Origin of the sequence: Cobetia sp. AM6, assembly GCF_009617955.1 — a bacterium.
Taxonomy (GTDB): domain Bacteria; phylum Pseudomonadota; class Gammaproteobacteria; order Pseudomonadales; family Halomonadaceae; genus Cobetia; species Cobetia amphilecti.
The window spans coordinates 3,707,177-3,719,649 of record NZ_AP021868.1 but is presented as its reverse complement, the minus strand read 5'-3'; the positions used below and the strand labels follow the sequence as shown (position 1 = coordinate 3,719,649).

The window sequence follows — 12,473 nt, the reverse complement described above, 5'->3', positions numbered from 1 at the left end:
TGAGGGTCGGCGTTGTCGTATCTGAAGGGTGGTGAAAGCGGCTGTTAGTGCGCGGTTTGCCTGGCGTGGTTATCGGCTGCAGGCGGCAGTGAGTTGAAGCACAGCACGCGTTTGCGTCCGGCGCGTTTCGCCTGGTAGAGCGCATTGTCGGCCATGTTGAACAGCGCGTCGGTGGCCTGGCTGTCATGCGGCGCGTTGGCGACCCCGGCGGAGAAGCTCAAGCCGGTCAGCGGCCCCAGCGTCTCATGCTCGAAGACTTCTTCGTGGAAGGCTTCGAGAATGGCTTCGACACGTGCGCGTGACACCGCTGCGCTGGCACCGGGAATCAGGATCACGAACTCTTCGCCACCGTAGCGACAGGCTTCATCGGAGCTGCGCAGCGACTCACGTATCAGGTTGGCCAGGCGCGTGAGGACCTGATCGCCCATCTCGTGTCCGTAGGTGTCGTTGACCTGCTTGAAATGGTCGAGATCCAGCACCACCAGGGACAGCGGGTTGCCGATGCTGGCCTCGGCCAGTTTCTGGGGCAGCACCTCATCGAGGTGACGACGATTGAAGAGGCGCGTCAGCGTATCCTTGCGCGCCTCATGTGCCAGACCCCGCTTCAGCTGCAGGTCGGCCAGTGCCAGCATCACCAGGTGGCTGACATCTTCCGCCAGGGGCTGCAGGCGCTCCAGGCTGTCCTCTTCCGGCGGGATCAGCAGCACGAATTCCCCCACCTGGCCATCCCCGACCGTCAGCGTCTGCTTGAGGTGACGAGCGTCGGTGGGCGGTGACCCCCAGTTGATATGCATCGTCTGATTGATGTCATTCGGGTCATGCAGGGTCACGTTGCCTTCGCAGCCGGCGAACAGGCTGGGCAGACGAACATTGAGCTGGGTGATGATCTCATCGAGCTGGGAGCAGGTCAGCAGGCATTCCGCGAGGTGATGGATCTGGCTGCGGCTCTCGGAGAGTCGCGACAGCTTGAGGTTGGCGGCCTGCAGGTCGCGCTGGGCACGCTTGCGATCGGTGATGTCGTGAACGATGGAGAACAGCAGGGTGCGGCCGTTCAGGTCCACCGGGCCGGTAAAGATCTCGACATCACGCAATTCACCGTTGGCAAGCTGATGGCTGGCCTCGAAGTGGTTGTCGGTACGGTTGACGACCGCACGGATGCGCTTGGAGAGCGACTGGCTGGCCAGCACGTTGATACGGCCCAGTGGCATGCCGCACATCTCGCCGATGCTGTAGCCATAGAAGTCGGCGGCGACCGGGTTGGCATCGATGATCTCGGCAAGCTCCGGGTCGATCAGCAGCTTGATGGCGTTGCCGGTGCTGAAGACTTCCTGATACAGGGTCGCATTCTCCTCGAGCAACTCGATGGCGCGGCGGCGGTCCTCGATATTGTTGATCAGTACCAGGGTGCGCTCCTCGCCCTCCAGCGGCGTGAGGGTGACTTCCGCCCAGAACATCTGCCCCGTATCAGTCTGCATGTGGTATTCGTCCTGGAAGCTGCCGCCTTCGCGCTGCAGCTGGCCCCAGGCACGCTTCATGCGACTGATCTCGTCCAGTGAGAACAGCCCCCACAGCGATTGCTGGAAAAGCTCGGCATCACTCTTGCCCAGCAGGGCATGCATGGCCGAGTTGGCATCCGCGATGGTGCCATCCCGGTCGGCGACGATGATGCCCACCGGGGCGGAGTGATAGATGGAGCGCAGGCGGGCACGGCTGCTGATCAGGCGTTGCTGCTGCTCCTTGATCCAGTCGATATCGCTGTGAGTACCGATCATGCGCAGGGGCCTGCCATCCTCGGCACGTTCCACCACGCGTCCCTGATCGAGAATCCACTTCCATTCACCGTTGCGCGTCAGCATGCGGTGCTCGTTGCGATATTCTGCGCTGTGGCCTTCAAAGTGCTGTTTCAGGTCGTCGAGGGTGCGCGGCATGTCATCCGGGTGGATGCGTGACTTCCATTCATCGAAGCTGCTGCCGATCTCGTGTTCCTGGAAGCCGAGCGTCGCCTTCCACTGCGGAGAGTAGAAGACGTGATCGGTATCCTGCTTCCAGTCCCAGACGCCGGCGCCTGAGCCTTCCAGCGCGAACTGCCAGCGTTGTTCGGCCTCGCCCAGGGCGTCACTCATCTTCTGCAGCTGCTGATAGGGGTAGACCATGCGCGATGAATAGATGGCGTGATAGATCATCGCGTAGGCCACCACCTTGTACAGGTGGCCGAGCAGATTGAAGACATCGAAGGCAGTGGCATAGAGCGTGAAGCACAGCTCGGAAATCCCCGTGGCCAGCGCCGCGACCGCCAGCCAGCCGGCATTGGTGCCTTCAGGCAGTCGGCGCGCGCCGAGCAGAAGTACCGCGGCCAGCACAGCGCTCAGCGCCAGGGCCCACTCGTAGCCGATCTTCCAGGCGGTCAAACCGCTGCCGACGATGAAGGTCTCTGGCAGGAAGTCGAGATGAAAGAGGCCTATCCAGCTCACCGCCAGCCCGATGGCGAGCGTCAAGCCAAAGGCCACGGGCAGATAGCGGCGCGGTACGGGGCGGGCCGTCAGCAGGCAGGGGGCCAGCAGCGCGATGATGAAGGCGGTCCGCCCTGCCAGCCAGAAATGGATGGCCTTGCTGACGGAGGCTTCGCTGACGAAGTCGGGCATGCCGTCATAGCTGAAGATATGCACCATGTCGAAGAAGGCGGAGAGCATGAAGGCGCACCCCATGACCAGAAAGCTGGTCGGCAGCGTCCGACGGTGCCCCTGGAAGATGGAGACGGCAGACATCAGAGCGACCAGTATCGCGCCCATTTCCAGCAGTGAATGCGGGACGAGGTACTGTCCGACCGAGCTGAACAGCTGCGGACGCGGCACCACGATCAAGACCACCATGATCGCCAGCATGACAAGCAGCATCCCCGTGCCGGCATTGGGCAGCTGTGTGCGTGTCCCCAGGAAGGGGCGCTTGAGAACGGTAGAGAGAGAGCGAGAGGACATGGGCAATCCGTGCGCGTGAAAGGGTACGACAGTGACTTTATCACTACAGGATAGAATAGATTGTTTACATTGCCCTAACAGAAAATAACCTGGCGTAGCGTTTGGTATTAATTGCGTAGCCGTTTAGGCAGGGGCCGAGAGCAGGTTGGTAGCCACGATGTTGTCTGGCCATGGTAGCAGCGGGGCCGGCAGGGAGGACGGCGGGGAGGACGGCGGGAGCAGGCACTGGCGGGTAGAGCGGGAGGTCTTGATCGCGAACGAAGTGTGTCGCCAGCCGGCGTCTTTGCCCGTCGGCGCCTTTGCCAGTCGGTGTTAGTGCCAGTCGGTTACGTTACCTGTTGGTGTCTTGTAGCAAGAGGCGCCGCGTTGGCGAGTCAGGCGCTGAAACGCCTGTCAGGGCCGAGTCTGAGGAAAGGGCTTGAGGAAAGGGCTTATGGAGAGGACTTGAGGAAAGAGCTTATAGAGAGGGCTTGCGGAGAAAGCAGGAGGTGTCAGGCAAGAAGCAAGCAGCAGCCGTCACGACGGATGTGGCGCAGTACAGGCCATGTCATCGTCATGACGGCTGCCGGAGCAGGCGGCAATCAGTTGCCGAGTGCGGCCGTGATGATGTGGTACTTGTCCATCAGCTCTTCCTGGCTTTCCTTGTTGGCCGGGTCGAGCGGGATGCAGTCGACAGGACAGACCTGCTGACATTGCGGCTCATCGAAGTGTCCGACGCATTCGGTGCACAGGTCCGGGTCGATGACGTAGATCTCTTCCCCCGGCGAGATGGCCCCATTGGGACATTCCGGCTCGCAGACGTCGCAGTTGATGCACTCATCAGTGATGATCAGGGCCATGATGCTGTCCTCAGCTTGTGGCGGTGTCGTCGTCGGTAGCGGAGAAATGCCGGGCGAGGGTCTCGGCCACCAGCGGATGCACCAGACGCGACACATCACCGCCATGACGCGATATCTCGCGCACGATGGTCGATGAAATGTAGGAGTTCTGTAATTCCGGGGTCAGGAACAGGCTATCGACGTGCGGTGCCTGGGCCCGGTTCATGTTGGCCAGCTGCAGTTCGTACTCGAAGTCGGAGACCGCACGCAGGCCGCGCAGAATGATACGCGCATTCTGCTGCTCAAGCAGCTCTGTCAGCAGGCAGCTGAAACCGATGACCTCGACATTGTCGAGATGCGCCAGAATCCGGCGTGCCAGATCGATGCGCATCTCCAGCGGCAGCGCGGGGCGTTTGCTGGGGCTGTAAGCCACCGCGACCACCACCTTGTCGAACAGGCGCGCGCCGCGCTCGATCAGGTCGGTATGGCCATTGGTGATCGGGTCGAAGGTGCCGGGATAGACGGCAATGTTCTTGGGCATGACGAACTCGAGCTCTGTCGGCAGCGGGTCAGCCTGGTGACCGGCTGCAGTGGACGACGAAGGATGAGGAGCCGCAGAAGGCCGGGGCGCAGTGGCTGTCGCGCCGCCGGCTCCCTGGTACGCCGAGTGTAGAACCCCTCGCGCGGCTTGCCAGTCGCGGGAGGGGATTCGTCAGCGAGTGCGCAACCCGGGAGGGGTAGCCAGCCGGTCTTGCAGCGAGCCTGGCTTACAGCGAACCGAAGGGGTTGTCGACCTTGAGCGAGACGGGCTTCGCATAGCCGGGGATACGGATCTCGCGATCCGTGATCTCCAGCTCCGGACCTTCGAGCACGCCTTCACCGAAGCGATAGGTCGGCGTGAATTCGCCGCGCTGTGCCTTGTCCAGATAGTCGGCGCGACGCTGCTCGCAGAGACCGCTGCGCTCACGCCAGGCAGCCAGTGCCGCCTCACCATGCCGCGCCGCCAGCAACTTCAGTGTGACGTCTGCCGACAGCACCACGCCACTGGCGTTGTTGCCACCGAAGCCCTTGGCATTGATGAAGGCGACGTCTGCGGTGAACTCGCGCGCCTCGCGGCGGATGTCGAGGTGGCTGTGATGCACGTCATCGGCGATGGCATCCAGCGTCGGGATACCCGGCAGGATGCCGGTCGCCATGCTGCCGAGCGCCGACACCGCCTGGTCGCCCGCGGCGCTGCCCTGGCTGTGGCCGACGAAGGATTTTACCGCCACCACAGGCCAGGCCTGAATGTCGTTGGCGCGAGCCACTTCATTGAGCACGTGGGACTCGGTGGTGCGGTTCTTCGGCGTGGAGGTGGCATGGGCGTGCACGAAGCTGCGCTGGCGCACGCCTTCATCGCCGACGATATCGCGCGCCAGCGCCACCGCCTTGCTCAGGGTGATGTAGTTGCCGACGCCGGGCGCCGAGATGGAACGCTTCCAGCCGTCGGCATTGACGAACACGTCCGGCACGCTGCCGATGATGCGAGCGCCGGTGTCCAGCGCCAGATCATCCGCCATCAGGATCACGAACTGGGTCGCTTCCGCGATGGTGAAGCCACAGTTGCGCGCGAACGGGCGACAGGCCTTCTGGTAATCGCTGTCGGTAAGCACTTCCAGCGCGTCGAGGGCCTTGAGGCTCTCGTCATCGGCCAGGGCGCCCATGCTGCGGAAGCCCTCGATGACCTCCGGCGTGATCGGCGCATCGGCGGTGCCGACCATCACCACACGGCGACGGCCGCTGCGGATGTCGTTCAGGCCCAGCTTCAGGTTGTAGAGGAAGCTTGCGCAGGCGCCCATCGCGGCACCGGCGCCACCGACATTGCCCAGCACATAGGCATTGAGGAAGTCGGCGGGCATCTGGGCATAGCCCAGCGGCATCTGTTTGGAGGTGGCGCGCTCGCCGGCCACGAAGGACTTCATCAGTCCGCCCCAGCCTTCGGCGTCCATCTGGCCGATGGAATTGCCGGCGTAGACGGCAATATCGTCCGGATCGAGGCTATCGCGCAGCGCATCCCAGTCCAGGCCGCTGTCGCCGAGGCAATCGCTGGCACCGAAGATGGTCATCGACAGGCCGCGCGGGTGATGCACGCTGCGATAGAGCTGCTCCGGCGCGAAGCCGCTGGGCAGCTGACCCGCGGCACGCACCAGCGCCTGACGATGATCGGGCAGCAGGACATCGAATTCGCCGGCCGGTACCGTGACCTCGACATGACGGTTGTCCAGCTCGCGGATCTGCCAGTCAGCGGGCGGCTGTTCCGGCAGCTGGCGGCTGCGCAGCGTGAAGGTCAAGTCCTGGCCCAGCGTCAGCTTTGACTGACGATTGGCAGGAATGCCTGTCGCGTTGAAGCGCTCGTCTTCAATGCGACGAATCAGGGTGTGGGTCAGCACCTGGTCTGCCAGACGCTCCGCAAGCGCCTGAGCCTCGGCGGGCTGGCCTTCGGCATCGAACCACTGGCCCTGATCATCGCAGCGGGCGAGGTTCATGAGCGACGCGAGCCCCAGCAGGGTCTCTTGACGGTCTGTCTCCGGCAGGGAGTCGAGCACCGTGCGTCGGAACGCCTGATGGCCCGAAGTTCTGCCGGCGGCATTGACGCCGCCCATGCCGACGATCACCGGTAAGTGTGACAAGCCGCTTTCCTCGTAAAAATACTGTGAGTCGTTGGTCTGGGCGATACCTCTGCGGATATTCGTCCAAATGATGGGCGGATGATAACACCCCCTCAATACAGGCGTCATGCACCCCCGCCTCTACGCGGGCGCGCCAGCGAGCGCTTGCTGCGAACACTGTGCGATATCTCTGCGCTCAGTGCGAGTCCCACTGGCCTGTTTTTGTACTCGTCATGGCGCGGGATGATCGTGATTAAACGTTTGTTTGATTTTCGAATCGCAAGCTGCCATTCTGTCGTGGCTGTTTGAGTTGGTGTAGGCGCGTGCCGCGAGGCAGGCGCCTTTTTTTGTGCCCAGGCCTTCCTGCGCCGCCGGCCCCGGATGGGCTGTACGCCATATGGCGCAGCCCGATGCAGGCGCATCTGCTAGACTCCGCGCGTGATTTTCCTGCCCGTTGCTATCGGAACTGCTGATGTACGCCAACTCCCGCCAGATCGATTCTCCCCAGACCGGCCCCCACGAGGATATCGAGCGTCGCGTGCGCCGTGCGATGGCGCATCCGCTGCGCAAACCCGTGGCGGAGCATACCCGCGAAGCGTTCCTGCAAGCGCAACAGTGGTTGTCGGCTCAGGCGAAGCCCCTGTGGCTGGACAGCGGCTGCGGCGTCGGGCGATCGACTCGCCAGCTGGCACTGGCGCATCCGGACCATGCCGTCATCGGCGTGGACCGCAGCGAAGACCGTCTCAGCCGCAAGCATGGCGAGCTGCCGGACAACGCCTTGCTGGTGCGCGCAGACCTCGTCGACTTCTGGCGCCTGGCGCTCGCCGCGGGCTGGGCACCTGCGCATCACACCCTGCTGTACCCCAATCCTTATCCCAAGGCGCGCCATCTCAAGATGCGCTGGCAGGGCCACCCGGTATTTCCGATCATCATGGCGCTGGGCGGTCAGCTGGAGCTGCGCACCAACTGGGAGATCTACGCTCGGGAGTTCGCCCAGGCCATCGGGTATGCCACCGGTGTCGAGGTGACAGCGCACGCCTTCGAGCCGCAGGGCGATTATCTGACGCACTTCGAGCGCAAGTATCACGAGTCTGGCCAGGCGCTGTGGCGACTCGAATGCCAGCTTGAACACACGCCCGAGCGCTACCCGCTGCAGGTCTGACGCGACTCACGTCGGTGGCAGGTTCTGGTTGGCGATAGCGGCGTGGCTGTTGTGGAAGGTGTCGCGCAGTGACTGGCGCAGCCAGCTGGCCGCGGGGCCACGAGGGCTGTCGCGGCGCGAGATCAGTTCGATATCGATGTCGGCGGTGGCGCCCAGCGCGCTCAAGTCCAGAATCTTCAGGCGCTGCTGAAAGGGGGGGTAGTGGGCGATATGGCGCGGAACCTGTGCCCAACCCAGCCCGCGCGTCGTAAGCTCTGCCATCGCATAGAAGCTGTTGAGCTGCCAGAAGCGCTGTGAGCGTGGCCCCTCGTGGCCGGGTTCCAGTTGCTGACGTTGGCCGATCATCAGCTGGCGGTGATCGGCCAGATCACTGTGGGTCGGGCTCTCGAGCTGCGCCAGCGGGTGATCGCGTGCCACGATCAGCACCTGCTCCAGTCGCCCCAGCGCCTCGCGCTCCAGCGCCATGACACCCAGCGGCTGATAGAACAGGATGCCGAGATTGGCCTGGTGCTGCTCCACCCAGCGGGCCACCTCATCCTGCGCGCCATTGAGCAGATTCAGCGTCAGCGTCGGGTATTGCACCGCCATCTTTTCCAGTACCGCCATCACCGGCGGCATCTCTACCAGCGCTTCATCGATCGCCAGCGTCAGGCTGGCTTCCAGCCCCTGGCTGAGGGTGCGGGCGCGTGCTTCCAGGCGCTGGCATTGCATCAGCACGCTGTTGGCTTCATGCAGCATGGCCTCGCCCGCGGGCGTCAGCACCGGCGTACGAGGGCCGCGATCGAACAGCTCGCAGCCCAGGTCCAGCTCCAGATTGGCGATGGCGGTGCTGACCGCGGATTGCGCGCGACCCAGACGCCGCGCCGCCGCCGAGAACGAGCCCGTCTCCGCCACGCAGCGCAGCGTCTGCAGTTGCTCCAGTGTCCAGTTCATTGCCTCGCCTCGCGCCTTGATCCATCTGAATAATAGATGGATACCAACTTTAAACCATCTTGTACCTCTCTAGAATGCCTCCTCCATCCGCGTCGTTCAGCCCGTCCGGCATCACACGCGGTGATCGAGAGGAGGTATGACATGCGTTCCAAGAAAGAACGTCTGGCCCAGGCAGGATTGCTGGAATTGGGCGGTATCCTGCTCGTGGCGCCGCTGTCGGCACTGGTCACGGGGAATGACCTGGCGAGCATGGGCAGCCTGGCGGTGGTGATGTCCACACTGGCGGTGATCTGGAGTACGGTCTGGAACTGGATGTTCGATCGCTGGGTGCCGACCCGCCAGCGCAGCGCGACCCAGCGCATCGCTCAGGCACTCGGCTTCGAGCTCGGCCTGGTACTGGTGACCGTCTTCATCGTGGCCGCCTGGCTCGACCTGGGACTGTGGCAGGCATTGCTGCTGGATCTGGGCTTCGTTGCCTTCTTCCTGGTCTGGGCCATGATCTTCAATCCGTTGTTCGATGCCGTGATGAGTCGTCTGCTGGCGCGCAAGGCCGCGCGTGAGCAGCAGCTGGCCCCCCACAATACGAGGTGATTCGATGAGTTATGTCTTCCTGGCAGTGGCCATACTGGCGGAGGTCATCGCGACCAGTGCGCTCAAGGCCTCCGAGTCCTTTTCGCGATTCGGCCCCAGCGTGATCGTGGTGGTGGGCTACGGCATCGCCTTCTATTTCCTGACGCTGGTACTGCGTGATCTGCCGCTGGGCGTGACCTATGCGGTGTGGTCCGGGCTCGGCATCGTGCTGGTCACCGTGTTCGGTGCGGTGGTCTATCGCGAGATGCCAGACCTGCCGGCCATCCTGGGGTTGGCGATGATCGTGGGCGGTGTCGCCGTCCTGCATCTGTTTTCCAGCGCCAGTCCTCATTAAGCTAGGGGCATCACGGCGCCTCCCGGCTGTGACATGGATGCTCACCGACGACGTCACTGGATGCCTCATGCCCCTATTTCGCACTGCACCGACCTCTGCGCGACCCTCCCGACTGTCTCCCCTGTTGCCCTTGCTGAAGGCGGCGCGCCCCGCGGCAGCGGGCAAGTCGCTGCGTTTCACGCGCTCGCTGCGCCGACTGGCCATGGCGGCCGGTGCGACGCTTGTCGTGGCGGGGCCGGCGCAGGCGGCGGGCTTTGACAACCTGACGCGACTGACTGACAAGGGCTTCATCGTCAGTGCCCAGGCGCGCATGCTTGATACCGGCGAGACGCTGGCCTCGGTCAATCCCGACCAGCAACTGACGCCGGCTTCGCTGTCCAAGCTCTATATCGCCGGTGCGGCGCTGGACCGTTTCGGCCCGCAGTACCGTTTCTCCACGCGTCTGCGCAGCACGGGCACGATCAGCGGCGGCGTCTTGACCGGTGACCTGGTGCTCGAGGGCAGCGGCGACCCGGCGCTGACCAGTGAAGAGCTGTGGCGTCTGACCGAGGAGCTGCGTTTTCGGGGCATCCGCCGCGTCGAAGGGCGCCTTTTGATCAGCCAGTGGCGCTTCGGGCCGGTGCCCTGCATCAGTACCGATCGCTGCAATGCCTCGCGGCGTTCCAGCAATGCCTATGATGCGCTGCTGTCGTCCGCGGCCAGCAACTATGCCAGCTGGTGCGTGAAGGTGATGCCGGGTGCGGGCAGTCAGGCGCCGGCGCGACTGGCCAGCTGCGACACCACCCAGCCCACCGAGATATTCGACAACCAGGTCACCACGGTCGGCGCGGGGGGCAAGAGCGCCATCAATGCCCGCCGCACCACCAGCAACGGTCGCGATACGCTGGTCGTCACCGGCACCATCGCCGCCGACAGCCAGCCGCGCAGCATCTACCGCGCCGTCTCCAATCCTGCGCTGTACACCGGTGAGCTGATGCGTGACATCCTGGCGCGCGCCGGGATCACGGTGACCGGCGGGGTGGACATCACCTCGACGGCGCCGCCCTCCAGCGCCGCGCAGCTCGGTAGCGTCGAAGGCAAGCCGATGCAGGAGTTGCTGACGCGCATGCTCAACTACTCCAACAACTTCATGGCGGACCAGCTGACGCTGGCGCTGGTCGGCGGCAGTCAGGCCACCTTGCGCCAGGGCGGCGCCAAGCTCGAGACCTTCGCCAGCGCGATTCCCGGTCACGGCCCGCTGACGATGTATTCCGGCAGCGGCCTGACCTCCCAGAACCGCACCAGCGTCAGTGGACTGGTGGCGTTGCTCGACAGCATGTATTACCGCCCGGCGCTGTTCCCCACCTTCGTGGCGGGCCTGCAGGCACCGGTCAATGGCCCGATGCGCTTCATCCGCCGTGGCAGCGAGACCTTCCGCAATCACGTGATGGTCAAGACGGGCACGCTCAACAACCCGGTGCCGGTGCGCGCCATCTCGGGATACTTCCGCACGCAAAGTGGCCGCTGGGGCGCCTTCGCGGTGATGGTCAACGGTCGGGCAGCGGTGCCTTATCTGTCCTGGCCGCAGGTGCTGGATCCGGTCGCCGAGGACCTGACCGCGATGATCGAGCGCAACTGAGCTCCTGATCGCGAGCGCAAGACACGAAAGCCCCGCCAATCGGCGGGGCTTTCGTGTTCATGGCCTGAGTGACAGACACAAAAAACCCCGCCCGAAGGCGGGGTGGTCCTCCACACGCCCGGCATGGCTGAGGGGAGGGCACTCGGGACGCTCGACAGGGCGCAACGAGATAACAAGAGCATAGCGTTGTGTGACGGCGTTGGCTAACGCCAAAATCGCTATTGCACCGCAACAATCAAGGACTTGAAGCGTTTTTGGCGCTGCGAGGGCAAATTTTCCGTCGCGGGTCGTGCGTCGAGTGTCTTCAGCGCGTCGGGTCGAGCAGCACACGACCGCTGACGCGTCCGTCGATCATCGCCTCGGCGCGTTCGGCGAGGCCTTCCAGGCCGACCGTCTCGAGCTGCATCTGGGTGTGCATCTCGTCCGGCAGGTCGGCCAGACGCTGCCAGACCTTTTGCCGGCGTTCGGCGTTGATCATGACGCTATCGACGCCCAGCAACGAGACACCGCGCAGGATGAACGGCATCACGCTGGTGGGCAGGTCGGCGCCCGCCGCGAGGCCCACGGCCGCCACCTTGCCATCGTAATTCATCTGCGCCAGCAGATTGGCCAGCACCTGGCCACCGGCGGTATCCACGGCGCCTGCCCAGCGGCTCTTCTCCAGCGGACGGCCCTTGTCCTCGAAATCACTGCGCAGATGGACTTCGCTCGCGCCCAGTGACTCGAGCCATTCGCGCTGCTCGGCCTTGCCGCTGACCGCGTGAACCTCGAAGCCTTGCCCAGCCAGCATCTGCACGGCCCAGCTGCCGACCCCACCGGTGGCGCCGGTGACGATCACCGGGCCCTGCTCGGGCGTCAGGCCGGCCTCCTCGAGACGCATCACGCATAGCATGGCGGTCAGGCCGGCGGTGCCGAAGGCCATGGCCTGCTCGGCGCTCAGATTGGCGGGGCGCTTGACCAGCCACTCGGGCTTGACGCGCATGCGCTCGGCCAGGCCGCCCCAATGGCGCTCGCCCACGCCCCAGCCGGTCAGGAGGACCTCATCGCCCGGCTGATAATCCGGCGAGTCGGAGGCCTCGACGCGACCCGCGAAATCGATGCCCGGCACGAAGGGCAGCTCGCGAACGATCTTGCCACGGCCAGTAATGGCCAGCGCGTCCTTGTAGTTGAGTCCGGAACGCTCGATGGCCACCGTGACAGGCAGGTCAGGTAGCTGATCATCGGAGAGGTCGACGACTCGAGCGCGAGGTGTCTCTTCGTGCAGCATCAGTGCGCGGGACATGGCTGTCTCCTTGTGGATGGCGTTGGTGTTGGCGGTCTTCCTGCTTGAAGGTGTCACGGCGTCTGATCGAGACGCGTCATCTCACAGTGCCTGCAAGCGACGCTGTGGGGAA

At 64.1% G+C, this 12,473-nt stretch carries 10 protein-coding genes; 4 read left to right on the top strand and 6 right to left on the bottom strand.

Features of this window, described 5'->3' with window-relative positions; genetic code table 11:
- Positions 1-44 precede the first annotated feature (44 nt).
- From CLAM6_RS15500 to CLAM6_RS15485, 4 genes are all read right to left on the bottom strand, one after another.
- Positions 45-2,975, bottom strand: coding sequence for a sensor domain-containing diguanylate cyclase (locus tag CLAM6_RS15500; RefSeq protein ID WP_153636575.1), 2,931 nt, complete (start codon positions 2,973-2,975; stop codon positions 45-47).
- Between the two features lie 581 nt (positions 2,976-3,556).
- Positions 3,557-3,814 carry a YfhL family 4Fe-4S dicluster ferredoxin gene (locus CLAM6_RS15495; RefSeq protein WP_043334597.1) on the bottom strand — a complete coding sequence of 86 codons (258 nt, stop codon included), beginning with the start codon at positions 3,812-3,814 and terminating at the stop codon, positions 3,557-3,559.
- A 10-nt stretch (positions 3,815-3,824) separates the two neighbouring features.
- Complete coding sequence (gene coaD, locus CLAM6_RS15490; RefSeq protein ID WP_043334599.1) at positions 3,825-4,334, bottom strand: pantetheine-phosphate adenylyltransferase; 510 nt, start codon at positions 4,332-4,334, stop codon at positions 3,825-3,827.
- A gap of 226 nt (positions 4,335-4,560) precedes the next feature.
- A complete protein-coding gene (locus tag CLAM6_RS15485; RefSeq protein WP_153636992.1) occupies positions 4,561-6,435 on the bottom strand; it encodes a beta-ketoacyl synthase in 1,875 nt (624 codons plus the stop codon).
- Between the two features lie 478 nt (positions 6,436-6,913).
- On the opposite strand from CLAM6_RS15485, the gene trmB reads away from it, so the two are divergent.
- A complete protein-coding gene (trmB, locus tag CLAM6_RS15480; RefSeq protein ID WP_107335950.1) occupies positions 6,914-7,603 on the top strand; it encodes a tRNA (guanine(46)-N(7))-methyltransferase TrmB in 690 nt (229 codons plus the stop codon).
- Positions 7,604-7,609: 6 nt separating this feature from the next.
- Here the strand turns inward: trmB and CLAM6_RS15475 are convergent, their stop codons facing one another.
- Positions 7,610-8,536, bottom strand: a complete 927-nt coding sequence (locus tag CLAM6_RS15475; RefSeq protein ID WP_153636574.1) for a LysR family transcriptional regulator — start codon at positions 8,534-8,536, stop codon at positions 7,610-7,612.
- A 141-nt stretch (positions 8,537-8,677) separates the two neighbouring features.
- On the opposite strand from CLAM6_RS15475, the gene CLAM6_RS15470 reads away from it, so the two are divergent.
- From CLAM6_RS15470 to dacB, 3 genes are all read left to right on the top strand, one after another.
- Positions 8,678-9,127: a PACE efflux transporter gene (locus tag CLAM6_RS15470; RefSeq protein WP_153636573.1), complete on the top strand. Its 450-nt coding sequence runs from the start codon at positions 8,678-8,680 to the stop codon at positions 9,125-9,127.
- 4 nt (positions 9,128-9,131) lie between these two features.
- Positions 9,132-9,461: a DMT family transporter gene (locus CLAM6_RS15465; protein ID WP_153636572.1), complete on the top strand. Its 330-nt coding sequence runs from the start codon at positions 9,132-9,134 to the stop codon at positions 9,459-9,461.
- 67 nt (positions 9,462-9,528) lie between these two features.
- The gene (gene dacB, locus CLAM6_RS15460) at positions 9,529-11,079 is read left to right on the top strand and encodes a D-alanyl-D-alanine carboxypeptidase/D-alanyl-D-alanine endopeptidase (protein WP_242007700.1); all 1,551 of its coding nucleotides are present in this window, start codon (positions 9,529-9,531) and stop codon (positions 11,077-11,079) included.
- Positions 11,080-11,383: 304 nt separating this feature from the next.
- Here dacB and CLAM6_RS15455 read toward each other — a convergent pair whose 3' ends face one another.
- Positions 11,384-12,361: an MDR family oxidoreductase gene (locus CLAM6_RS15455; protein ID WP_153636571.1), complete on the bottom strand. Its 978-nt coding sequence runs from the start codon at positions 12,359-12,361 to the stop codon at positions 11,384-11,386.
- Positions 12,362-12,473 lie beyond the last annotated feature (112 nt).

Excerpts from the sequence above, each read along its gene's own strand:
- CLAM6_RS15465 (WP_153636572.1), top strand. The coding sequence starts at position 9,132 with ATGAGTTATGTCTTCCTGGCAGTGGCCATACTGGCGGAGGTCATCGCG.
- dacB (WP_242007700.1), top strand. The coding sequence starts at position 9,529 with ATGCCCCTATTTCGCACTGCACCGACCTCTGCGCGACCCTCCCGACTG.
- CLAM6_RS15475 (WP_153636574.1), bottom strand. The coding sequence starts at position 8,536 with ATGAACTGGACACTGGAGCAACTGCAGACGCTGCGCTGCGTGGCGGAG.
- CLAM6_RS15455 (WP_153636571.1), bottom strand. The coding sequence starts at position 12,361 with ATGTCCCGCGCACTGATGCTGCACGAAGAGACACCTCGCGCTCGAGTC.
- CLAM6_RS15470 (WP_153636573.1), top strand. The coding sequence starts at position 8,678 with ATGCGTTCCAAGAAAGAACGTCTGGCCCAGGCAGGATTGCTGGAATTG.
- trmB (WP_107335950.1), top strand. The coding sequence starts at position 6,914 with ATGTACGCCAACTCCCGCCAGATCGATTCTCCCCAGACCGGCCCCCAC.
- CLAM6_RS15495 (WP_043334597.1), bottom strand. The coding sequence starts at position 3,814 with ATGGCCCTGATCATCACTGATGAGTGCATCAACTGCGACGTCTGCGAG.
- CLAM6_RS15485 (WP_153636992.1), bottom strand. The coding sequence starts at position 6,435 with ATGGGCGGCGTCAATGCCGCCGGCAGAACTTCGGGCCATCAGGCGTTC.
- CLAM6_RS15500 (WP_153636575.1), bottom strand. The coding sequence starts at position 2,975 with ATGTCCTCTCGCTCTCTCTCTACCGTTCTCAAGCGCCCCTTCCTGGGG.
- coaD (WP_043334599.1), bottom strand. The coding sequence starts at position 4,334 with ATGCCCAAGAACATTGCCGTCTATCCCGGCACCTTCGACCCGATCACC.